At 61.6% G+C, this 21,907-nt stretch carries 17 protein-coding genes and 1 pseudogene; 11 read left to right on the forward strand and 7 right to left on the reverse strand.

The window, feature by feature from the left end:
* The 3 genes from WH299_RS21825 to WH299_RS21835 are packed head-to-tail and all read right to left on the reverse strand — an operon-like array spanning window position 1 to window position 3,914.
* Window positions 1–201 (reverse strand): DUF1656 domain-containing protein, encoded by a 201-nt coding sequence (locus tag WH299_RS21825; protein WP_012722318.1) that lies wholly within the window; start codon window positions 199–201, stop codon window positions 1–3.
* Window positions 191–2,368 (reverse strand): FUSC family protein, encoded by a 2,178-nt coding sequence (locus WH299_RS21830; RefSeq protein WP_339551275.1) that lies wholly within the window; start codon window positions 2,366–2,368, stop codon window positions 191–193. Before WH299_RS21830 ends, WH299_RS21825 begins: the two co-directional genes overlap by 11 nt.
* A gap of 10 nt (window positions 2,369–2,378) precedes the next feature.
* Window positions 2,379–3,914 (reverse strand): efflux transporter outer membrane subunit, encoded by a 1,536-nt coding sequence (locus WH299_RS21835; protein ID WP_339551276.1) that lies wholly within the window; start codon window positions 3,912–3,914, stop codon window positions 2,379–2,381.
* Window positions 3,915–4,142: 228 nt separating this feature from the next.
* Between WH299_RS21835 and WH299_RS21840 the strand changes: the two genes are divergently transcribed.
* The 6 genes from WH299_RS21840 (at window position 4,143) to WH299_RS21865 (ending at window position 10,841) form a co-directional block, all read left to right on the forward strand.
* Window positions 4,143–6,344, forward strand: coding sequence for a hypothetical protein (locus WH299_RS21840; RefSeq protein ID WP_339551278.1), 2,202 nt, complete (start codon window positions 4,143–4,145; stop codon window positions 6,342–6,344).
* 97 nt (window positions 6,345–6,441) lie between these two features.
* Window positions 6,442–7,410: a LysR family transcriptional regulator gene (locus WH299_RS21845; RefSeq protein WP_028618911.1), complete on the forward strand. Its 969-nt coding sequence runs from the start codon at window positions 6,442–6,444 to the stop codon at window positions 7,408–7,410.
* Between the two features lie 62 nt (window positions 7,411–7,472).
* The gene (locus tag WH299_RS21850; protein WP_028618910.1) at window positions 7,473–8,447 is read left to right on the forward strand and encodes a 2-hydroxyacid dehydrogenase; all 975 of its coding nucleotides are present in this window, start codon (window positions 7,473–7,475) and stop codon (window positions 8,445–8,447) included.
* 161 nt (window positions 8,448–8,608) lie between these two features.
* Entirely contained in the window at window positions 8,609–9,511 is a 903-nt protein-coding gene (locus WH299_RS21855) for a chemotaxis protein CheV (protein ID WP_016974976.1), read from the forward strand.
* Window positions 9,508–9,990 (forward strand): GNAT family N-acetyltransferase, encoded by a 483-nt coding sequence (locus tag WH299_RS21860; RefSeq protein WP_323623453.1) that lies wholly within the window; start codon window positions 9,508–9,510, stop codon window positions 9,988–9,990. The genes WH299_RS21855 and WH299_RS21860 overlap by 4 nt, the downstream gene beginning before the upstream one ends.
* Before the next feature lie 107 nt (window positions 9,991–10,097).
* The gene (locus WH299_RS21865) at window positions 10,098–10,841 is read left to right on the forward strand and encodes a YkgJ family cysteine cluster protein (RefSeq protein ID WP_122686144.1); all 744 of its coding nucleotides are present in this window, start codon (window positions 10,098–10,100) and stop codon (window positions 10,839–10,841) included.
* Here the strand turns inward: WH299_RS21865 and WH299_RS21870 are convergent.
* From WH299_RS21870 to WH299_RS21880, 4 genes and pseudogenes are all read right to left on the reverse strand, one after another.
* Entirely contained in the window at window positions 10,819–11,886 is a 1,068-nt protein-coding gene (locus WH299_RS21870) for a methyl-accepting chemotaxis protein (protein ID WP_371923941.1), read from the reverse strand. The genes WH299_RS21865 and WH299_RS21870 overlap by 23 nt on opposite strands.
* Before the next feature lie 234 nt (window positions 11,887–12,120).
* Window positions 12,121–12,402, reverse strand: a pseudogene (locus WH299_RS29735) (PAS domain-containing protein); the annotation flags it as partial.
* 107 nt (window positions 12,403–12,509) lie between these two features.
* Window positions 12,510–13,280, reverse strand: a complete 771-nt coding sequence (locus WH299_RS21875; protein WP_126570411.1) for a transporter substrate-binding domain-containing protein — start codon at window positions 13,278–13,280, stop codon at window positions 12,510–12,512.
* Between the two features lie 164 nt (window positions 13,281–13,444).
* Window positions 13,445–13,678 (reverse strand): hypothetical protein, encoded by a 234-nt coding sequence (locus WH299_RS21880; protein WP_028618905.1) that lies wholly within the window; start codon window positions 13,676–13,678, stop codon window positions 13,445–13,447.
* 217 nt (window positions 13,679–13,895) lie between these two features.
* Here WH299_RS21880 and WH299_RS21885 point away from each other — a divergent pair, with 217 nt between their 5' ends.
* The 5 genes from WH299_RS21885 to WH299_RS21905 all read left to right on the forward strand — a co-directional run bounded on the left by WH299_RS21885 (window position 13,896) and on the right by WH299_RS21905 (window position 21,879).
* A complete protein-coding gene (locus tag WH299_RS21885) occupies window positions 13,896–15,062 on the forward strand; it encodes an efflux RND transporter periplasmic adaptor subunit (protein WP_126570413.1) in 1,167 nt (388 codons plus the stop codon).
* Entirely contained in the window at window positions 15,059–18,148 is a 3,090-nt protein-coding gene (locus WH299_RS21890; RefSeq protein WP_339551280.1) for a multidrug efflux RND transporter permease subunit, read from the forward strand. The genes WH299_RS21885 and WH299_RS21890 overlap by 4 nt, the downstream gene beginning before the upstream one ends.
* Before the next feature lie 26 nt (window positions 18,149–18,174).
* Entirely contained in the window at window positions 18,175–18,852 is a 678-nt protein-coding gene (locus WH299_RS21895) for a heavy metal response regulator transcription factor (RefSeq protein WP_028618902.1), read from the forward strand.
* On the forward strand, window positions 18,842–20,206 hold the full coding sequence (locus tag WH299_RS21900) for a heavy metal sensor histidine kinase (protein WP_339551281.1): 1,365 nt from the start codon (window positions 18,842–18,844) through the stop codon (window positions 20,204–20,206). The genes WH299_RS21895 and WH299_RS21900 overlap by 11 nt, the downstream gene beginning before the upstream one ends.
* 350 nt (window positions 20,207–20,556) lie before the next feature.
* Window positions 20,557–21,879 carry an OprD family porin gene (locus WH299_RS21905; protein ID WP_123478212.1) on the forward strand — a complete coding sequence of 441 codons (1,323 nt, stop codon included), beginning with the start codon at window positions 20,557–20,559 and terminating at the stop codon, window positions 21,877–21,879.
* The last annotated feature ends 28 nt before the right edge of the window (window positions 21,880–21,907 follow it).

Raw genomic sequence — 21,907 nt, forward strand, 5'->3', positions numbered from 1 at the left:
TCAACGGTAGACGGTCAGCGCCAGGGCGCCGAACAGGCAAACAAACAGGCTCAGGCGCAGCAACGCCGGGTGCCAGAAAAAACGGTAAAGGTCGAACCCGGCCAGGAAGCGATCAAGCGCCCAGGCCAACACGGCCGCGATCAGGAACATCAGGGTCATGGTTGGCATGTACACGCCATGGAAGGCGATTTCACGGGGCATGCGAGGATCCTTTTAGAGCAGCCAGGGGCGATTGCGGGTCGAGCAGTGAAGTGCGGATAAAGTGCAGGTAGCTTTTCACCCGGCGCAGGGCCGAGGTGTCGAAGTGCGGGGCGAAGGGTTCATCGGTGGCCTGCACGCGGCTGATCGCGTGGTCGACGGCGATCAGGCCGCGCTCCAGGTTGCTTGCGCTGGGTTGCAGGAACAGCCGCACCAGCGAGCGGCCCATCACGCGGATCGCCTGGCGCCACGGCTGGGATTCGGCATAGGCCGGATGTACCGGCAGAATCGCCTGCTCCTTGCGCAACTCGATGATCGCGTGGCCGACTTCCAGCACCACGAACATCCAGCGCAACAGGTCGCGCTGTACTTGCGGCTGGCCGACCGCGAGGCCGTAGGCCTGGTGCAGCAGGTCGCGGGTGCGGCTTTCGAAACTCGACGCCAGGCCCTTGAGCTTGCCGCTGATCGCGTACACCACTTGCTCGCGCAGGTCCTGCTCCAACCGGCGCCACAGCCAGCGGCTGTTGGGCGGCAGGATGATCGCCCCCGCCGCCGCGCACACCAGCATGCCGATGACCATGGCGATGTAGTCGTTGATGAAGGTGTAGGGGTTGTAGATCGTCAGGTTGTCCGGCACCGAGCCGGTGCTGAAGAAGATCAGCAGCCCCACGCCGACACCCGCGTATTGCGGGCGCGAAGCGAGGAATGCGCCAAAGATGATCACCGGCGCAAGCATCACGCACAGCAGTGGGAAGCCGTCGATCCAGGGGAACACGAAAAACATTTCGACAAAGCCCACTAAGGCGCCGATCAAGGTTCCGCACGCCATTTGGAACGCCATGCGTTTTGGGTTCGGCGTGGCGGCGGACAAGCCCACGGTGGCAGCGGCGATCAGGGTCATGGTCGCGCCGCTGGGCCAGGCGGTAGCCACCCAATAGCTGCCTAATACGATCAGGATGAATGACGCGCGAATTCCCGAGGCGGCGCAGGCCAGCCAATTGGTCTTGGGGATGAACGTTTCGTCCCACTGTTCGCGCGCATGGCTGTGATCCGCCAGGGAAGCGTGGGTTTGCGCGTAGTTGTGCAGGTCATCGACAAAGCGGTAAAGCAGCTCGTAGGCGGTGTGGAAATCCAGTTGTTCGGCTTCACTGGGATTCTGTTCCTGGAAAGCCGCCCGCAAGCTGCGGACCTTGGCGGGCAGGCCGTCCTTGTAAGCGCTGAGCTGGCTGACCAAGCGTGCCGCGTCCGGGCTGGTGAGCGCACGGCCGGAGAAGCCGTCGAGCACTTCGGCAAGGTCTTGCAGGCCGGGCTTGATCGCCGCCACCACGTGGTCCGCTTCGTCCGTGCGCAGCCGTTCAAGCAACTGGTGCAAGGCATTGAAGCGCGTGGTGATGCTCATGAACTCGCTGTTGAGGCGGCTGAGCCGGCCGTTGCGTCGACGCATGTGTGGATCTTCAAACACCGTCACACTGCGCAGCCCTTCCAGGCCCACCGCTTCGGCGATAAAACGCACATTGCTGGCTTCGAAACCTTCGCGCTGGCTGCGCCCGCGCAGGCCATCGGTGACGAACAGCGCGAACACGCCAAAGCGCTGGTACAAGGCGTTGCGCATGGCGGCGCTGGAGGTTTGCGGCAGGATCGCGGCGCTGACCAGGGTGGAACACAGAATCCCCAGGGAGATTTCCAGCACCCGCCACACTGCCGCCATAAAGGCCCCATCCGGATGCGCCAGGGCCGGCAGGCCGACCATCGCCGCCGTGTAGCCGGCCAACACAAAGCCGTAGGCGCGGAAGTTGCGATTGCACGTCGCGCCCGCCGTGCAGATGCCCACCCAGATCGCCAGCGTGCCGAGAAACAGCTCCGTGTTCTGCGCAAACAAGGCGATCAACAGCACCATCACCGCCGACCCCGCCAGGGTGCCGAGGAAGCGATAGAAACTCTTGGCAAACACCTGGCCGCTCTGGGGCTGCATCACGATAAACACGGTGATCATCGCCGTGCGCGGTTGCGGCAGCTCCAGGCGCATGGCCAACCACAGCGTGAGGAACGCGGCGACCAGCACCTTGAAGATATACACCCAGGTCACGCCATCACTGCGTGCCCAGTCGAAAAAACCACGGCGCCACTCAAGGGCATACAGCCAGCGCAGCGGTGCAGGCAAAGGCGTCATCAAATCGTACTCAGTGATCGAACGCGGCAAGCGCCGCCGGGGTCTTGCTCGGAAGGGTCTTGGTGTCTTGAGGCACATCGTTGCCGGCACCGAGGCCGCCGCCCAGGGCCGTCACCAGTTCGGCGTGGGCGCTCAGGCGAGCCGCTTGTACCTGTTGCTCGATCTGTTGCTGATGAAACAGCAAGGTCTGCGCATTCAGCACATTGAGGTAATCGGTGAGGCCACGTTGATAGGCGATCATCGCGATGTCGTAGGTCTTCTGCGCCGAGGCCACCGATTGCGCAGCAAAGGAGGCTTGCTTGTCCATGGACTCGCGGCGGATCAGTTGGTCGCTGATGCCCTTGAGCGCATTGACCAGGGTCTGGTTGTACTGGGCGACGGCGATGTCATAACCGGCGCTGGCTTCGCCCAGTTCCGCACGCAGGCGGCCGCCGTCGAAGATCGGCAAGGTGATCGCAGGTCCCACGTTGTAGTTGAATTTCTTGCCCGCCAGGAATTCCAGCATGCCGCCACCGGTGGCCATGTAGCCGAGGCTGCCGACCAGATCGACGTTGGGGTAGAAACCGGCGTGGGCCACATCGATGCCACGGGCCTGGGCCGCGACTTGCCAGCGGCTGGCAACCACATCCGGGCGCTGGCCGAGCAATTGCGCGGGCAGGCTCGACGGCAACTTCAACGGCGCGGCCAGGGACAGGCTCGGGCGTTGCAACTGCGCGCCTTCCCCCGGGCCTTTGCCCGCCAGGGCCGCCAACTGGTTACGGCTCAGGGCGATCTCTTCGTCGAGGGCGTCCAGTTGCCGATGGGTTTCCGGCAATGGCGTTTCAGCCTGGCTGACATCGAAGTGGGTGCCGATCCCAGCGCTCAAGCGCTTGTTGGCCAGGTCGAGGATCTGCTGCTGTTGCGCCAGGGTCGCCGCGACGATATCGCGGTTGGCGTAATGCAACGACAACTGGATATAGGCGCGCACCACGTTGTTCTGCAATTCGAGTTGGGCCTGGCGCGCTTCGGCGGCGCTCATGTGCGCCAGGTCGACGGCACGTTCGGTGGCATTGCTTTCGCGACCCCACAAGTCGAGGGCGTAGCTCAGGCCCAGGGACGTATTGTTGTCCCAGGTGTTGGCACCGCTCAGCTCGCCGGGACCATAGAACTGATCCTTCGGCCAGTTGTGGCGCTTGAGGGTGGTGTCGCTGTTGATCTGCAGCGACTCGGCCGACTCGGCAATCCCGGCCATGGCCCGCGCCTCACGCACTCGCGCGGCGGCCATGGCCAGGCTCGGGCTATGCTGCGTGGCCAAGTCGACCCAGTGGTTCAGTTGCGGGTCGCCGTAGGCTTGCCACCATTGCCCGGTGGGCCAGTGCGCGTCACGAGCCGCGCTCTGGATCGCCTCGTCGGTAGCCAGGTGGTTGGCGTCGAGAGACTGGCCTTGTGGGGCGATTCCTCCGGTTCCGATGCAGCCGCTGATTGCTAACGATAAAGCGCAAACACTGAGAGCCTTCAGCTCTCTGTTAATGAGAGTCTTGAGCTCTCTGCTGATGCGACGCGGCACGGCAAGCGAATTCCTGAGAGGGTGTTGCGGGGTAGGAGGCGCAATTCTAGGGTGCGATAGTAAGGACGATAAGCGGGCATTCCTGTGAATCATTGTTACCGTTCAGGCGATAATCCGGGCCGACTCGAAGAATGGGGATATTCATCCCGCCCCAGGAGCATTCCCCTACAGCGAGCTCGATCACCCGCCAGCAGAGTAGCGAGCATTCCCCCCTTCTGGAGTGCCTGAATGTTTTCAGCCGTCAGCACACAACCCGTCGTAGCGTCGATACCTTCGTCCTCACAAGAAACCGCTGACGCGCTGAGCAGACAGCTACATCGTTCGCCTGAGCGCCTTCCCCCCGGTAGTCGCCCCTTGCAACGTGATGCGCGCTGGGTCGCCGACCTTGTGCTGGAAAAGCTGGCGCCCCTTGCAAGCTTTCATCGTGATCGAGCGGCGATTGAGGCGCTGTACCAAAAACTATCGACCAGCGAGCCAAGCCTGGAGGTGTCGGTCGAGGAGCTATCGGACTACTACGCGTTGTTCAAAAAAGCCGAACACCAGCTTCGCCGACATCGCACGGACAATACGCCGAACATCGAAGCCGACTACACCCTGTGTCGTGCCCTCAAATGGCAGTTTCGAGCAGCCGTCAGCGATGTCAGACATCAGCGCCTGACACAACAGTTATTGCCGGCACTTGCTTATGTTCGCAACGGCGGCGAACGCAGCAACCACCGTCAAATCGGCTACAACTACGCGTTGGACCCAACGCTGCAGAACAGTACCGGGCCCCAACTGACAGTCGACTCTCGTCTGGAAATCAGTGCCGACCAGCGCGTCAAAAGCACGCGCGCCATCAGCCTGAAAGCCCAGTTGAAATCGTCGATCGATGAGCAATTTCAGACCCGCAGTCAACTCGGTATTGGCTATGTATCGTTTCGCGAGTACGCAAACCTGGAACAGTATGCCGATGCCCGCAGCCATTCCGTGCGCACCTCTCTAAGTGAGAGCATTCGTCGCACCGTAAAACACCTGCCCATTTTACTGCGTGACAGCCACAGCTTGCAGAGACACCTCGCCTACTCAGCGCTCAGCCAACCTTATGTCAGGGACACCCTGTCCAGCGCCGGCCTGACCGATGTTGAATTACCTAGCGTGGGGAATACCTCCCAACCGCTTATCACCGAAAGAGGTATCACTCTGCTTGCGAGTAACAAGGTGACAGTGGATGTCTTCGACACTCTGAAGATCAACACCACCTTTAAGCCAACCCTACAACACACTCACCGACATAGAACCCTGGATATCCTGGGCCTTTACGAAACAGCTCCTGAACTTGCACAACTTCGTCTGGCCTCGCACAAACACTACAACGATGACCCTGTGACACTGTTAACCGACATCAAAAGCCATATAGCCACCAGCAGCAAACAATTCACCCAACGGATCTGCACACCCGTGCCAGCGTTCAAGTTCAGCACCGCCCCGCACTCAAGAAACAAACAAGCCCAATCATTGTTGGAGCGCTATGTGCTGCTTAAGACACAATCGCGTCTCGATGAGCAACAGGGTAAGGAAATACGTACGCTGATCCAGCACAACCGTGCACACCTGCGACCCGACGCACTCAATGTCCACAAACTCACAGCTCGTGCCCAAATACTAAGTTTCTCTGCCGGAATAATGGCCTCTTCGCAGACCGAAACAGGCAAAGGCATATCGATTGAAGTCAGCCATCGCAAGCTCGACGATCCACACCTGAGCGGTGATTACCTGACAATCGATATCGCCCCTTTAAGGTCCCGGGAAATCGTAAAGAAAATGTTGCGCCAAGTACTTTCCTTCATTGGCGAGCAGACGTTCGACTGGGAAACCCTGATCCGTTCAATCAGCGAATCGCTGCTTGATCCCGTCAGGCTGTCTGCCACCCAAGTACTGGTCAAAATAAAGCACGGTCAACCGGTGATGTTGTATACCCGGCACACGGTAGTCAAAAACCGCGACTTGGAGCTGCCCAGGCCGTTTGCACAGATCAGTGGAATAGAGGCGCAGTCGTTGCGCGCTCGGCAGACCTTGCGCAACGAACAGCTGGGCTGCGAGTCGTTGGATCACGTCTTGCCAATCGCCCGCCGCTATCTGGAAAACCCAGATGAACGGCCGGGCTGGGACGATTACGTAGAACAGCACACCGATGATTTTCACACCTTGCTCGATACCCTTGGCGGGCAGGCTCACGGTACGATGCTGACCGCAGAGATTGACGCGCTCAAACGCATCAGCCCGGCACTCACCCGAGCCGCAGACGCCCTGATACAAGAGGCCCACACCGCCCTTGAAGCCCCTACCCGCGCAAATCGCGCCAGCGCACAGGCGGCATTTAATCACTTACTAAGAGAATATATGCCGCACTACGGGGCTAAAGTCCGTGAGGCCTGGACCTTGTCCTGATTTTCCGCCAGCGATGTCCGGGGAGAGCAGCGCCCAGCGGATACACACCTGCGCGCAACTTCATGTCACAATTTGGTATCTCCCTTGAGAACACTCCATGGACACTTTGCAAAACATGCGCGCCTTCAGTTGCGTGGCCGAAGCCGGCAGCTTCACCGCCGCCGCCGTGCAACTGGATACCACCACGGCCAATGTGTCGCGCGCGGTCTCCAACCTTGAGGCCCATCTGCAAACCCGCTTGCTCAACCGCACCACCCGACGCATCGCGCTGACCGAGGCCGGCAAACGCTATCTGCTGCGCTGCGAGCAGATCCTGGCCTATGTCGAGGAAGCCGAGGCCGAAGCCAGCGACGCCCACGCGCGCCCCGCCGGGCAGTTGAAAGTGCACACCATGACCGGTATCGGCCAGCACTTCGTCATCGATGCGATTGCGCGCTACCGCCGCACCCACCCGGACGTGACCTTCGACCTGACCCTGGCCAACCGCGTGCCGGACCTGCTTGATGAGGGCTACGACGTGTCCATCGTGCTGGCCAGCGAGCTACCGGACTCAGGCTTCGTGTCCCAGCGCCTGGGCATCACCTACAGCATCGCCTGCGCCTCGCCGGATTACGTCAAGGCCAAAGGTTGCGCGCAGCGCCCACAGGACTTGCTCAACCACGCCTGCCTGCGCCTGGTCAGCCCGGTGATCCAGTTGGATAAATGGACCTTCAACGGCCCCGAAGGCCAGGAAAGCGTGGCGATCAACACCTCGCCGTTCCTGGTGAACTCGGCCGACGCGATGAAAACCGCGATCACCAGCGGCATGGGCGTCGGCCTGTTGCCTGTGTACGCGGCCATCGAAGGCCTGCGCAACGGCACCCTGGTGCGAGTAATGCCCAACTACCGTTCCCAGGAACTGAACCTGTACGCCATCTACCCGTCGCGCCAATACCTGGATGCGAAGATCAAGACATGGGTGGAATACCTGCGCGGCTCGCTGCCGGAGATTCTGGCAGCGCACCAAGCGGAACTGGTGGCGTATGAGTTGAGTGGCAGCCTCAGCGGCGCGCGGATGGCCAACTGACAAGCGGCAGCAGGGATGTTAGCGTGCTTGGCATTCTTCCGTAGTCGATGAGCCCGCCTGCAATGAAAAAGACTGTCCTCGCCTTCAGCCGCGTCACCCCGGAAATGATCGAACGCCTGCAACAGGACTTCGAGGTGATCGCGCCCAACCCCAAGCTGGGCGACATCAACGCTCAATTCAATGAAGCCCTGCCCCACGCCCACGGCCTGATCGGCGTGGGCCGTAAGCTGGGGCGCGAGCAGTTGCAGGGCGCGAGCAAGCTGGAAGTGGTGTCCAGCGTGTCAGTGGGCTATGACAACTACGATGTGGCGTACTTCAACGAACGCGGGATCATGCTCACCAACACCCCCGACGTCCTCACCGAAAGCACCGCCGACCTGGCCTTTGCTTTGCTCATGAGCAGCGCCCGTCGGGTGGCCGAGCTGGACGCCTGGACCAAGGCCGGCCAGTGGAAAGCCAGCGTCGGCGCGCCGTTGTTTGGTTGCGATGTACATGGCAAAACACTCGGCATCGTCGGCATGGGCAACATCGGCGCGGCCGTGGCCCGGCGTGGGCGCCTGGGTTTCAACATGCCGATCCTGTACAGCGGCAACAGCCGCAAGCCGGCACTGGAGCAGGAGCTGGGCGCGCAATTTCGCAGCCTGGATGAGCTGCTGGCCGAGGCAGATTTCGTGTGCCTGGTGGTGCCGTTGAGCGACAAGACCCGTCATTTGATCAGCACCCGCGAACTAGGGTTGATGAAGTCCAGTGCGATCCTGATCAACATCTCCCGTGGCCCGGTGGTCGACGAACCGGCGCTGATCGAAGCCCTGCAAAACCAGCGCATCCGTGGCGCCGGGCTGGATGTGTATGAGCAGGAACCACTGGCCGAGTCGCCGCTGTTCCAACTGAACAATGCCGTGACCTTGCCGCACATCGGCTCGGCCACGAACGAAACTCGCGAAGCCATGGCCAACCGCGCCCTGGACAACCTGCGCAGCGCCCTGCTGGGCCAACGTCCGCAGGACCTGGTGAACCCGCAGGTGTGGAAGGGCTGACACCCGCTTATCCTCTGTAGGCGCCCGGCTTGCCGGCGATGGCGATCGTGCGGGCTTCATCGCCGGCAAGAACTAGGCGTCCCCCGGCTCCTACAGTTTTGGGGGCACAGGTCGATAACCTTCCATAGAAGATCGTCATCCCTGATCCACAGAAGGTTTTTATGTCCACCACCAAAGCCCGCGCAGACTCACTCTCGCTTCTGCTCTTTACCTTGCGCAGCGGCAAGCTGATGGCGATCAACCTGCTGAAAGTCAGCGAAATCATTCCCTGCCCGCCGCTGACCAAGCTGCCGGAGTCTCACCCCCACGTCAAAGGTATCGCCACTCTGCGCGGCAACTCGCTGGCGGTGATCGACCTGAGCCGCGCCCTCGGCGAAATGCCCCTGGCGGACCCTGACGGCGGCTGCCTGATCGTCACCGACGTGAGCCGCTCCAAGCAGGGCCTGCATGTGCAAGCCGTGAGCAAGATCGTGCATTGCCTGACCACCGACATTCGCCCGCCGCCCTACGGCTCCGGTGGCAACCGCGCGTTCATCACCGGGGTCACCCAGGTGGAAGGCGGCCTGGTGCAGGTGCTGGACATCGAGAAAGTCATCCACGGCATCGCCCCGGCACCGATCGAAGCGGCGCCGACCGACCTGACCATGGAAGAGGCCGAAGTGCTCGGCAATGCACGCATCCTGGTGGTGGACGACAGTCAGGTCGCCCTGCAGCAATCCGTGCACACTCTGCGTAACCTTGGCCTCACCTGCCACACCGCGCGTAGTGCCAAGGAAGCCATCGACGTGCTGCTGGAGCTGCAAGGCACGGTCGAGCAGATCAATGTGGTGGTGTCGGACATCGAAATGTCGGAAATGGACGGCTACGCCCTGACCCGCACCCTGCGCGAAACCCCGGATTTCCAGCACCTCTATGTACTGCTGCACACCTCCCTGGACAGCGCGATGAACAGCGAAAAAGCCCGGCTGGCCGGCGCCGACGCAGTGCTCACCAAATTCTCTTCGCCGGAGCTGACCAAGTGCCTGGTGGTGGCCGCACAAACGGTGGCGCAAAAAGGCCTGTGAGCGAATATTTCCAACTGCTGCGCCGCGACCTTATCGGCAGCCTGCCCGCCCCGCAGTGGCCGCTGGGCACGCAGTTGGATCATTACCGTGACGACCTGGCCCCGGCGATTCACGCCGTATTGCGCCTGACCCAGGATCAGGGTGGCGGTCGCGTTCCCAACTTGGAAACCTGGCAGCAGCAGTTCACCACCGATGCCGAGTTCGACCCCACGCTGTGCCTGGTGGCCAGCAACGACGACGGCATTCTCGCCGTGGCGCAGTGCTGGACCAGCGCGTTTATCAAGAACCTCTCCGTTCACCCCTGCGCCCAGGGCCAGGGATTGGGCCGCGCATTGCTGTTGCACTGCTTCCACGCCTTCAAGCAACGCGGTGAACCCTATGTGGACCTCAAGGTGTTGGAGAGCAACCTGCGTGCCCGCCAACTGTACGAAAGCGCGGGCATGAAACTTGTCCTGCGCGATGTGGTGCCACAGGACTGACAGGCACTGGCGTGTTACTTGCTTCCAGAGAGCGAATCGGTGAACAGAGGTAAAAACCCGTCACCGTTCTTGCGTGCCCTCTGACCTAGCCTGGTGACAGATCCGCCATGAATACTCAATTTTCCTGCGTCGGTTGCGGCAAATGCTGCTCCGACCACCACGTGCCCCTGACCCTCGAAGAAGCCCGGATGTGGGCGGCGGACGGCGGTAACGTCATCGTTCTGGCGGAAGGTTTCCTGGTCAATGGCCTGGGGCTACCCCAGCAGCAACGCGAACATGCCGAGCGCCGTTCGGTAGTGGTGCCCAGCGGCAGTACCGAGGCGTTTGTGGCAATCACCTTTGCCGCCTACAACGCCGGACGCTGCCGGAATCTTGACGAAGACAACCGGTGCCGCATCTATGAGCGTCGCCCGTTGGTGTGCCGCATCTATCCGATGGAAATCAACCCGCATATCCCGCTGAACCCCGCCGCCAAGGACTGCCCGCCGGAGTCCTGGGAACAGGGCCCGGCGCTGATCGTCGGCGGTGAGCTGATGGACCAGGACCTGGCGGAACTGATCCGCCGCTCGCGCCAGGCCGACCGCGACGATGTGCAGACCAAGGAAGCGGTGTGTGCCTTGCTGGGCATTCGCACCACGGCGCTCAAGGGTGATGGCTTTACCGCTTACTTGCCGGACATGGGCGCATTCGCCCAGGCGATTGAGTTGGCGGTGAGTCAGCCGTCCGTGGCCAATGAATGGGTGTTCCATGTGTCGGGGTTGGACATCGCCGAGCAGGTGCTGGATGCCGGGGCGCAGATTGCCACCGAAGTGCCGGCCAACTATGCGTTTATCCCGTTACGCGCGGCTTAGACCAGAATTCTCTCGCCAATTGACGCAGATCCTCCGCCAACGCCGCCACATCGCTTGAGCTGAGCTGGCTTTGCTGCCCGGCGCTGACGGTGGCCTCCCCGGCGTTCCGAATGCCGACGATATTGCGGTTGATGTCTTCACTCACCGCGCTCTGTTCTTCCACAGCTGTTGCGATCTGCTGGCTCATGGCGGTGATTTGCGTGACGCGCTGGCTGATGCCATCCAGCGCGGCGGCGGCACGTTGTGCTTGTTCGACGCTGGCTTCGACGTGCTCGCTACTCTGGGCCATGGCCTGCACCGCATCACGGGCGCCGCCTTGCAGGGTGCTGATCATGCGCTGGATTTCATCGGTCGATTGCTGCGTGCGCTGCGCCAGTCCGCGCACTTCATCCGCCACCACGGCAAACCCGCGCCCCTGCTCACCCGCGCGCGCCGCTTCGATAGCGGCATTCAGCGCCAGCAGGTTGGTCTGCTCGGCAATCGTGCGGATCACCTCCAGCACGCCGCTGATCTCGCCGCTGTGGTTTTCCAACTGGTGGATCACCTCAGTGGCACGCGCCAATTCCTGGGACAGGCGCAACACGGCATCACGGCTTTGATCCACGCGCTGATGGCCTTCGCGGGTTTCGCTGCCAGCCTGGTCGGCAGCCTTGGACGCCTGCTGCGCGTGGTTGGCCATTTCGGCCACGCTGGCGGCCATCTGGTGGATCGCCGCCGCCACTTGGTCGGTCTGGGTTTGCTGACCCAGGCTACTGGCGTGGCTGCTGTCGAGGTGCCGCACCAATTGCGCGGCATGGCCGGACAGGCGCTGAGAGGCATCGCCGATACGGCCCACCACGGCGCCCACCTGGGCTTCGAGCATGTGCAGGGCAAACTCGATCTGCCCACACTCGTCACGACGTCCGGTATAGATCGCCTGGCTCAGGGGATTGTCGGCGATGCGGCGCGCCCGTTCTTGCAACTGGGCCAGGGGCCGCAAGATCGCCCGCACACCCATAGCCCCAACCGCACATCCCGCCAGAAGCGTGGGTAATTGCCAGGCCAACGCGTATTCCGCCAGGCCCAGACCCAACGCCCAGGTCGCACCACAGGTGACGGCGACCCAAGCCACCAGTTTCGTGCCGATGCCGATGGCCGTCCCCGTCGCACGCTTGCCGGCTCGCAAGCGCGCGTAGGCCCGCTCTGCCAGGGTAATCCTGCGGGCATCCGGCTTGGTACGCACCGATTGATACTCCACCGTCGCTCCGTCGCGGGTCACCGGCGTGGCATAGGCGCTGACCCAATAGTGATCGCCGTTCTTGCAACGGTTTTTCACCATGCCCATCCACGAACGCCCGCCCTTCAGGGTTTGCCACATATGGGCAAACGCCTCGGACGGCATATCCGGATGGCGCAGGACGTTATGCGGCATGCCCAGCAGCTCGTCGTGGCTGTAACCGCTGATGTCGATAAAGTCCTGGTTGGCGTAGGTAATCGCGCTGGTCAGGTCGGTGGTCGAAAGGATATTGGCGTCGGGGGCAAAGTCCACATTCCGACCGGTGACCGGCAGATTGATCTTCATGGAGAAGCGCGCTCGTGATTGTTGGAGGAGTCGGCAGGGCGTCGACTCTAAGCGCACCGGAGGGGCAAATACTGATCCAGCTCATGTTCCGCGCGATTAATTGGCCATCATTGTGGGTCCAATCGATAAGGCGCAAGGATCCGTTGGTATTCACCATTGTGCTTGAGCTGTTCGAGGGCGCGGTTGAGTTCAGTACGCAACGCAGTGTCCGTGTTGCGCAATGCGATCGCGATGCCGTCGCCCAGTAGCTCAGCGGAAACAGCAGGGCCCAGGAAGTCGAAATCCGCGCCGGCAGCAGTGTCGAGCAGTACGTTGCGGATTTCCACGGGGCCCTGCAGTGTCGCATCGATATGGCCTGCCACCAGGCTACGGACCAGTTCGTCGTTGAGCCAAAAACTTCTGATGATCACACCTTCCCGAGCCCACTGAGACAAGGCAAAGGCTTCGCGATTACTCCCTAGCAAAACGCCGACACGCTTGCCTTTGAGTGACGTTGTAGTCGGCATGAGGCCCGAGGCCCGGTGCGCAACGAGGCGCGTGGTGACCGGGTAGAGGTTATCGGTGAAACTCACCCGGCGGCGCCGTTGAGGTGTGGAGGCAATGCCCATGATTGCATCGAATTTCCGGGCGTCCAGGTCGTTGAAGTTTTCGACCAGCACCTGATCGATCCAGGTACAGCGCACATTCAATTGCTGGCACAGGGCATTACCGAGCTCGATGTGCATGCCGACCAGTTGCCCTTGCGGATCGCGACTCTGGAAGGGAGGGAACAACGCGGCAACCGCAAAACGGATTTCGCGCCGTGGTTGATCAATGCCTGCGACGGCATCCACCGCGAGCAATAGGACAAGCGCTACACAAAGGTGTATCAGGGCCACAGAAAACGTCCTTTTCCGGAAAGAGCACCCTCCGCTCAGGCCCGATACGAAACCAGGGCAGAGCGGAAGCTGTGCAAGCTTTCAAGAAACGGTCGCATGCCTACAAGCAGAAACATCGACGGGAGCTGTAGGCAACATCCGCCAAATATTACAACCGATTAATCTTAACGTTTACCCATTGAGCGACGGGTGCCCGGCGGGGCCATGCCCGGGGACTTGGTGTGGCCGTTCTTGGCTCCATTCTTGTACCAGGGCTGGGCGGCGTTCTTGGCCCCAGCCAGTTCACCCGGCTTGAAGGGAAACTTGAACGCCGGGATCTCGGCTTTTTCAACGCCTTCGGCGCTGGCCGGAGCGACAAGGTCGGCCGCTTCAACAGGGGGTTGTGTCGGGGAAGTCATAGGGGCTCCGGCGCGGGTATTGGTGTAAAAGCGCGAGTATAGCGGGGCCGGAGGGCCAAGCGGTAAGCTTCAAGCGGCAAGTTTAAAGCACTAGCTGTCATGGCTGTCAGTTTGACGTCACGATCCTGACCGGGTCGCCGCGCTATAAAGCTATTATCCAAACCTCAACTTGCAGCTTGCAGCTTGAAACGTGCAACTGCGCCTCTGGTGTCCTTCGATGCACATTCAACGAAAAACCGCCCTGATCGTGGGGGTCCTCGTGGTGTTGGCCGTTGCAACCTGGGCACTGACCCGACCGGCCAAGTCCAAACTGGCGGCACCCACCGCGATTCCGGTGCGGGTGGTGAGCGTGGCGCAGCAGGACATTCCGCGCTTTGTCAGCGGGATCGGCTCAGTGTTGTCGCTACACAGTGTGGTGATTCGCCCGCAAGTGGACGGCATCCTGACTAAATTGCTGGTCAAGGAAGGCCAGTTGGTCAAGGCCGGTGACCTGCTGGCGACCATCGATGACCGCTCGATCCGCGCCAACCTTGACCAGGCCAAGGCCCAACTGGGCGAAAGCCAGGCGCAGTTGCAGGTAGCGCTGGTCAACCTCAAGCGCTACAAGGAATTGAGCGTCGACGACGGCGTGTCCAAGCAGACTTATGACCAGCAACAAGCCCTGGTCAACCAGCTCAAGGCTACCGCGCAAGGCAACCAGGCCGCGATCGATGCGGCTCAGGTACAACTTTCCTACACGCAGATTCGCTCGCCGGTCAGCGGCCGCGTCGGTATTCGCACCGTGGATGAAGGCAACTTCTTGCGCACCGCCGATACCCAGGGCCTGTTTTCCGTGACCCAGATCGACCCGATTGCCGTCGAGTTCTCCCTGCCGCAACAAATGCTGCCCACCTTGCAGGGCCTGATCGCAGCGCCCACAAAAGCCAGCGTCGATGCCTACCTGGGCGCCGACACCGATGGCCAGACCGGCGACTTGCTCGGCGAAGGTCACCTGAGCCTGATCGACAACCAGATCAGCTCCACCACCGGCACCCTGCGCGCCAAGGCCGAATTCAACAATGCCTCGCAGCGCCTGTGGCCTGGGCAACTGGTGACCATCAAGATCCAGACCGCCCTCGACAAAAACGCCTTGGTGGTGCCACCGACCGTCGTGCAACGCGGCCTGGACTCGCATTTTGTGTACCGGGTCAACGGTGACAAGGTGGACGTGGTGCCGGTGCAAGTCACCTACCAGAACAGCGACGTGAACATCATCAAGGGCGTACAGGCCGGCGATGTGCTGGTCAGTGACGGCCAGTCGCGACTCAAGGCCGGCGCCCAGGTGGAAGTCCTCAAGGAGCCACCGCAGGTGATCCAGACCGTCGATGCCAAGGTGCAGCCATGAGCCGTTCGCCGTCAGCCTGGTGCGTCGACCACCCGGTCGCCACCCTGCTGCTGACCTTTGCCCTGGTGCTGCTCGGGCTGATTGCCTTCCCGCGCCTGGCAATCGCCCCACTGCCGGAAGCGGAATTTCCGACGATCCAGGTCACTGCCACCTTGCCCGGCGCCAGCCCGGACACCATGGCCTCGTCCGTGGCCACGCCGTTGGAGGTGCAATTCAGCGCCATCCCCGGCATGACCCAGATGACCTCCAGCAGTGCGCTGGGCTCAAGCTTGCTGACCCTGCAATTCACCTTGAACAAAAGCATCGATACTGCCGCGCAGGAAGTACAGGCGGCGATCAACACGGCGTCCGGCAAGCTACCCAGCGATATGCCGAGCCTGCCGACCTGGAAGAAGGTCAACCCGGCGGACAGCCCGGTACTGATCCTCAGCGTCAGCTCCAACAGCATGCCCAGCACCGAACTGAGTGATTACGTGGAAACCCTGCTGGCCCGGCAGATCAGCCAGATCGACGGCGTAGGCCAGATCAACATCACCGGCCAGCAGCGCCCGGCAATCCGCGTCCAGGCATCGCCGGACAAACTCGCCGCCATCGGCCTGACCCTGGCCGATATCCGTTTGGCCATCCAGCAATCGAGCCTCAACCTGGCCAAGGGCGCGATCTACGGCGAGAACAGCGTGTCGACCCTGTCGACCAATGACCAGTTGTTCCACCCGGAGGACTACGCGCAGTTGATCGTGTCCTACAAGGACGGGGCACCGGTTCAACTGAGGGATATCGCCAAGGTCATCAACGGCTCGGAAAACGCCTACGTACAGGCCTGGTCCGGCGACACACCCGGGGTCAACCTGGTGATCTCGCGCCAGCCCGGCGCGAACATCGTCGAAACCGTGGACCGCATTCAAGCCGAGCTGCCGCGCCTGCAAGCCATGCTGCCGGCGTCGGTGCAGGTCAGCGTGTTGACCGACCGTACCAAGACCATCCGCGCGTCGCTGCATGAGGTGGAAGTGACGCTGCTGATCGCCATCCTGCTGGTGGTGGCGGTGATGGCGCTGTTCCTGCGGCAGTTGTCGGCGACGATGATTGTGTCCAGCGTGCTGGGCGTATCGCTGGTCGCCAGCTTTGCATTGATGTACCTGATGGGCTTCAGCTTGAACAACCTCACGCTGGTGGCGATCGTGATCGCCGTAGGGTTTGTGGTGGACGATGCCATCGTGGTGGTGGAAAACATTCACCGCCACTTGGAAGCCGGGCTCGACAAGCGCGAAGCGGCGATCAAAGGCGCTGGTGAAATCGGCTTTACCGTGGTGTCTATCAGCTTCTCGCTGGTGGCAGCGTTTATTCCCCTGTTGTTCATGGGCGGCGTGGTCGGCCGGTTGTTCAAGGAGTTCGCCTTGACGGCCACCTCGACCATCCTGATTTCGGTGGTGGTCTCGCTGACGTTGGCACCGACACTCGCCGCGCTGTTCATGCGCGCGCCCACTCATCATGCCCACGACAAACCCGGTTTCAGCGAGCGACTGCTGGCCGCCTATGCACGCAACCTGCGTCGTGCGCTGGCGCATCAACGCAGCATGGCGGCAATTTTCGTGGTGACCCTGGCCTTGGCCGTGGTCGGCTATGTGTTTATCCCCAAGGGCTTCTTCCCCGTGCAAGACACCGGTTTTGTGCTGGGCACCAGCGAAGCGGCGGCCGATGTGTCCTACCCGGACATGGTCGCCAAGCACAAAGCCCTGGCCGAGATCGTCAAGGCCGACCCGGCGGTGGAAGCGTTTTCCCATTCAGTGGGTGTGACCGGCAGCAACCAGACCATCGCCAATGGCCGTTTCTGGATCGCCTTGAAGGACCGCGGCGACCGCGATGTGTCCGCCAGCCAGTTCATCGACCGTATCCGCCCGAAACTGGCAAAGGTGCCGGGCATCGTCCTGTACCTGCGCGCCGGCCAGGACATCAACTTGAGCTCCGGCCCCAGCCGCGCCCAGTACCAGTATGTGCTCAAGAGCAATGACGGCCCGACGCTCAATACCTGGACCCAGCGCCTCACCGAAAAACTGCGCGCCAACCCGGCGTTTCGCGACCTGTCCAACGACCTGCAACTGGGCGGCAGCATCACCCACATCAGCATCGACCGCCAGGCCGCCGCGCGCTTTGGCCTCACCGCCACCGATGTGGACCAGGCGCTGTACGACGCGTTCGGCCAGCGCCAGATCAACGAATTCCAGACCGAGATCAACCAGTACCAAGTGGTGCTGGAACTCGACACCCAGCAACGCGGCAAGGCCGAAAGCCTCAACTACTTTTACCTGCGCTCGCCGCTGACCAATGAGATGGTGCCGCTGTCGGCGCTGGCCAAGGTTGACCCGCCCACAGTGGGGCCACTTTCGATCAGCCATGACGGCATGTTCCCGGCCGCCAATCTGTCGTTCAACCTGGCACCGGGTGTGGCCTTGGGCGACGCGGTGATCATGCTCAACCAGGCCAAGAATGAAATTGGCATGCCAACCACCATCATCGGTAACTTCCAGGGTGCGGCCCAGGCATTCCAGAGTTCGTTGGCCAGCCAGCCGTGGCTGATCCTGGCGGCACTGGTGGCGGTCTACATTATTCTCGGCGTGCTGTACGAGAGTTTCGTGCACCCGTTGACGATCATCTCCACCTTGCCGTCAGCGGGGTTGGGCGCGCTGATCATGCTGTCGCTGATGGGCCAGGACTTTTCGATCATGGCCTTGATCGGCCTAGTGCTGTTGATCGGTATCGTGAAGAAGAACGGCATCCTGATGATCGACTTCGCCCTCGATGCCCAGCGCGTGCGCGGGTTGCCACCTGAAGAGGCGATCTACGAAGCCTGCGTTACACGGTTCCGACCGATCATCATGACCACCCTCGCCGCCCTGCTTGGCGCGGTGCCGCTGATGCTCGGCGCCGGCCCCGGTGCGGAAATGCGCCAGCCGCTGGGTATCGCGGTGGTCGGCGGCCTGCTGGTGAGCCAGGCACTGACGCTGTTCACCACACCGGTCATATACTTGTACCTTGAGAAGTTTTTCCACCGGCCCAAACCAATGCCTGCGTTGGCGACCACAGATTGAGGCCCGGCTCTGGAGCAAAAAGGCTCATGCGCATTCTGATTATTGAAGATGAAGAAAAAACCGCGGATTACCTGCACCGCGGCCTGACGGAACAAGGCTACACCGTCGATGTGGCCCGCGAAGGCGTCGAGGGTCTGCACCTGGCGCTCGAAAACGACTACGCAGTGATCGTGCTCGACGTGATGCTGCCCGGCCTCGACGGCTTTGGCGTGCTGCGCGCCTTGCGCGCGCGCAAACAGACGCCGGTGATCATGCTGACCGCTCGCGAACGCGTGGAAGATCGTATCCGTGGCCTGCGCGAAGGCGCCGACGATTACCTAGGCAAGCCGTTTTCTTTCCTGGAACTGGTCGCCCGCCTGCAAGCCCTGACCCGTCGCAGCGGTGGGCATGAGCCGGTGCAGGTGACTGTCGCCGACCTGTGGATCGACCTAATCAGCCGCAAGGCCAGCCGCAACGGCCTGCGCCTGGACCTGACTGCCAAGGAGTTCTCGCTGCTCAGCGTATTGGCGCGGCGCCAGGGTGAGATCCTGTCCAAGACCGCGATTGCGGAGATGGTCTGGGACATCAATTTCGACAGCGACGCCAACGTGGTGGAAGTGGCAATCAAGCGCCTGCGCGCCAAGCTTGACGGGCCGTTCGACACCAAGCTGCTGCACACCATCCGGGGCATGGGGTATGTGCTGGAGAGTCGAAGTGCCAGTTAACTCCATTGCCCTGCGCCTGAGCAGCCTGTTCACCCTGGTGGCGGCGCTGATCTTCCTGTTGATCGGCGGCGCGCTGTATCAACAGGTGGACCGCAGCCTGGGCTTGCTGCCGGGCGCCGAGCTGGATGCGCGCTACAGCGTGTTGGAGTCCTCGGTAAATCGCTTTGGCACGCCGGACCATTGGGTGAAGATGCAGGCAAAGCTCAAGCTGTTGGGCGAGGAGGACAAACGCATCCGCTTCTGGGTAGTGAGCAGCGATCCGAACTACGAATACGGCAACCCGGACGCACAGATCCGCGCCTTTGCCGAGGGGCCGACGGGAAAGCACGACCTGCGCCTGCCGGGGCGCGAATATCCGCTCAAAGTGCTGGTGAGCCAGTTCCCGGCCAAGGATCAGCGCCCGCCGCTGCGTTTCATGATCGCCATCGACACGGAAAATTTCCGGGCGACCCAGCACCACCTGCTGGTCGCATTGGTCAGCCTGGCGCTGGTGGGTGTAGTGCTGGCGTCATTGCTGGGATTCTGGGTGGCGCGCATCGGGCTCAAACCCTTGGGCAAGCTCTCGGATGAGGCGCAGAAGCTCGCACCACCAAAACTGTCTGGCCGCCTGCAGCTGTCGCCGCTGCCGCCGGAACTGAGCCAGTTCGTCAACTCGTTCAACTCTACGTTGGACCGCGTCGAGCAGGCCTATTCGCGCCTGGAGTCGTTCAACGCCGACGTGGCCCACGAACTGCGCTCGCCGCTGACCAACCTGATCGGCCAGACCCAAGTGGCCCTGACCCGCGGACGGTCGGCCGAGCATTACTTCGAGGTGCTGCAATCCAATCTTGAAGAACTGGAGCGCCTGCGTTCAATCATCAACGACATGCTGTTCCTGGCCAGCGCCGACCAGGGCAGCAAGGCCACCAAGCTGATCGAAAGCTCCCTGGCCGACGAAGTGGCGACTACCCTCGACTACCTGGACTTCATCCTCGAAGACGCGCAAGTCGAGGTGCAGGTACGCGGCGATGCCACGGTGCAGATCGAAAAAGCCCACCTGCGCCGTGCCCTGATCAACCTGCTGAGCAATGCGGTGCAGCACACCGCGCCTGGGCAGGTGATCGTGGTGAATATCGAGGCGCAAGAACATCAAGTGGCGATCGGCGTAACCAACCCCGGCGACGTCATTGCCAGCGAACACTTGCCACGCCTGTTCGAACGGTTTTATCGGGTGGATGCGTCACGCAGCAACAGCGGCGCCAACCATGGCCTGGGGCTGGCCATCGTCAAGGCGATTGCCTTGATGCACGGTGGTGATGTGTTCGTGCGCAGTGAGGGCGGCGGCAATACCTTTGGCATCACTTTGCCCGTCTGACACTGCCGGCGATGGCGGTGTTCGGGTCGACGTGTGCATTACTGACCCACCGCTATCGCCGGCAAGCCGGCTCCTAAAGGAACCGCGGTGTGTTTGTTGCGATTTGGGCAACAGTCATTATCTTGTTACACTCTGTATCGTACCGCTCACCTGCGTTAATTTGACGCATCGATGAGCGCGACGGCAAAGGCAGTCTCCGCTTACCCGAATTTCCCTCGACTTTTTTCCAGGGCTCTACACTGGGAATCTGTCTTAAAGCCGCTGACTTCAGCGGCTTTTTTTTGCCGTAAAAAAGGCCAGGCACACCCAACGACATTGGCCGTTTTCGATTGACCAAAGGAGCTCCACCGGTGAAGAACTCGCTGACGTTCACCCCGTTATTCCTCGCGATTGCAGCAACGATTGCCCCCCTCGCCCACGCGGCAGACGCCACCCCCGCCGACGGTTTCGTCGAAGGTGCCCACCTCAATATCAACACCCGCAACTACTACATGAACCGCGACCGTCGCGACATCCACACCGATGACAGCAAGGAATGGGGCCAGGGTTTCATCGGCACCTTCGAATCCGGCTACACCCAGGGCACCGTCGGCTTCGGCCTGGACGCCCATGCCATGCTCGGTCTGAAGCTGGACGGCGGTGGCGGTACGGATGGTTCCAGCATCCTTCCGTACGGCAGTGGCAACGGTAAGGCGCCCGGCTCGTTCTCGACGGCGGGTGGCGCTTTGAAAATGCGCGCGTTCGATACCGAGTTGAGGGCCGGCGACCTGTTCCTCAATAACCCAGTGATCGCCGGCGGCGCAACCCGCATGCTGCCGCAGACCTTCCGTGGCGTGAGCCTGACCAACCACAGCCTCGACGGCTGGATGTTCGAAGGTGGCCAGGCCAGCTTCACCAAGCTCTACAACCAGAGCGGCCACCGCCGCATTGGCACCAGCTATGGTGCGCTGCCCAGCAATACCGATAGCCAGCACATGAACTGGGCCGGCGTGTCGTTCAGCGGCATCGACGGGCTGACCAGCAACCTCTACGCCTCCGAGCTCAAGGACGTGTGGAACCAGTACTACTACGACCTGGACTACACCTATGTGGTGAACGAGATGATCAGTCTCAACCCCGGCCTGCACTACTACCATACCCAGGACACCGGGCAGTCGTTGCTGGGGGATATCGACAACAACACCTACAGCCTGCACTTCACCGTGGACGTCGGCCATCACAGCGTCACGGCTGCATACCAGCGGGTCAACGGCAACACACCGTTCGACTACATCGCCCAGGGCGACAGCGTGTACCTGGACAACTCCCAGCAGTACTCCGACTTCAACGGTCCCAATGAGCGCTCGTGGAAACTCAAGTACGCTTATAACTTTGGCGGCCTGGGCCTGCCCGGCCTGACCTCGGCCGTGTCCTACATCAGCGGCAAGACCGACCTGACCAAGGTCGACCCGCAAAGCCGTGGCTATAGCGCGTGGTACAGCGCCGACGGTAAAGACGCCAAGCATTGGGAACGGGACATCGACCTGAAATACGTAGTGCAGGGCGGCAAGGCCAAGGACCTGGCGGTGCGCCTGCAATGGGCGGTCAACCGTGGCAGCAATGGTTACTCGGCGGTGGATCGGGATGTGGATGAATACCGGGTGATCGTCGACTACCCGATCAACGTGTTCTGACAGACGTCTTTTTCTTTATAACCAGGTA

This window comes from Pseudomonas sp. MYb541, assembly GCF_037479595.1.
Classification (GTDB): Bacteria; Pseudomonadota; Gammaproteobacteria; order Pseudomonadales; family Pseudomonadaceae; genus Aquipseudomonas; species Aquipseudomonas canadensis.

Coding starts and splice junctions, on each gene's coding strand:
- WH299_RS21825 (WP_012722318.1), bottom strand. CDS start 201: ATGCCCCGTGAAATCGCCTTCCATGGCGTGTACATGCCAACCATGACC.
- WH299_RS21830 (WP_339551275.1), bottom strand. CDS start 2,368: ATGACGCCTTTGCCTGCACCGCTGCGCTGGCTGTATGCCCTTGAGTGG.
- WH299_RS21840 (WP_339551278.1), top strand. CDS start 4,143: ATGTTTTCAGCCGTCAGCACACAACCCGTCGTAGCGTCGATACCTTCG.
- WH299_RS21845 (WP_028618911.1), top strand. CDS start 6,442: ATGGACACTTTGCAAAACATGCGCGCCTTCAGTTGCGTGGCCGAAGCC.
- WH299_RS21850 (WP_028618910.1), top strand. CDS start 7,473: ATGAAAAAGACTGTCCTCGCCTTCAGCCGCGTCACCCCGGAAATGATC.
- WH299_RS21855 (WP_016974976.1), top strand. CDS start 8,609: ATGTCCACCACCAAAGCCCGCGCAGACTCACTCTCGCTTCTGCTCTTT.
- WH299_RS21865 (WP_122686144.1), top strand. CDS start 10,098: ATGAATACTCAATTTTCCTGCGTCGGTTGCGGCAAATGCTGCTCCGAC.
- WH299_RS21880 (WP_028618905.1), bottom strand. CDS start 13,678: ATGACTTCCCCGACACAACCCCCTGTTGAAGCGGCCGACCTTGTCGCT.
- WH299_RS21885 (WP_126570413.1), top strand. CDS start 13,896: ATGCACATTCAACGAAAAACCGCCCTGATCGTGGGGGTCCTCGTGGTG.
- WH299_RS21890 (WP_339551280.1), top strand. CDS start 15,059: ATGAGCCGTTCGCCGTCAGCCTGGTGCGTCGACCACCCGGTCGCCACC.
- WH299_RS21895 (WP_028618902.1), top strand. CDS start 18,175: ATGCGCATTCTGATTATTGAAGATGAAGAAAAAACCGCGGATTACCTG.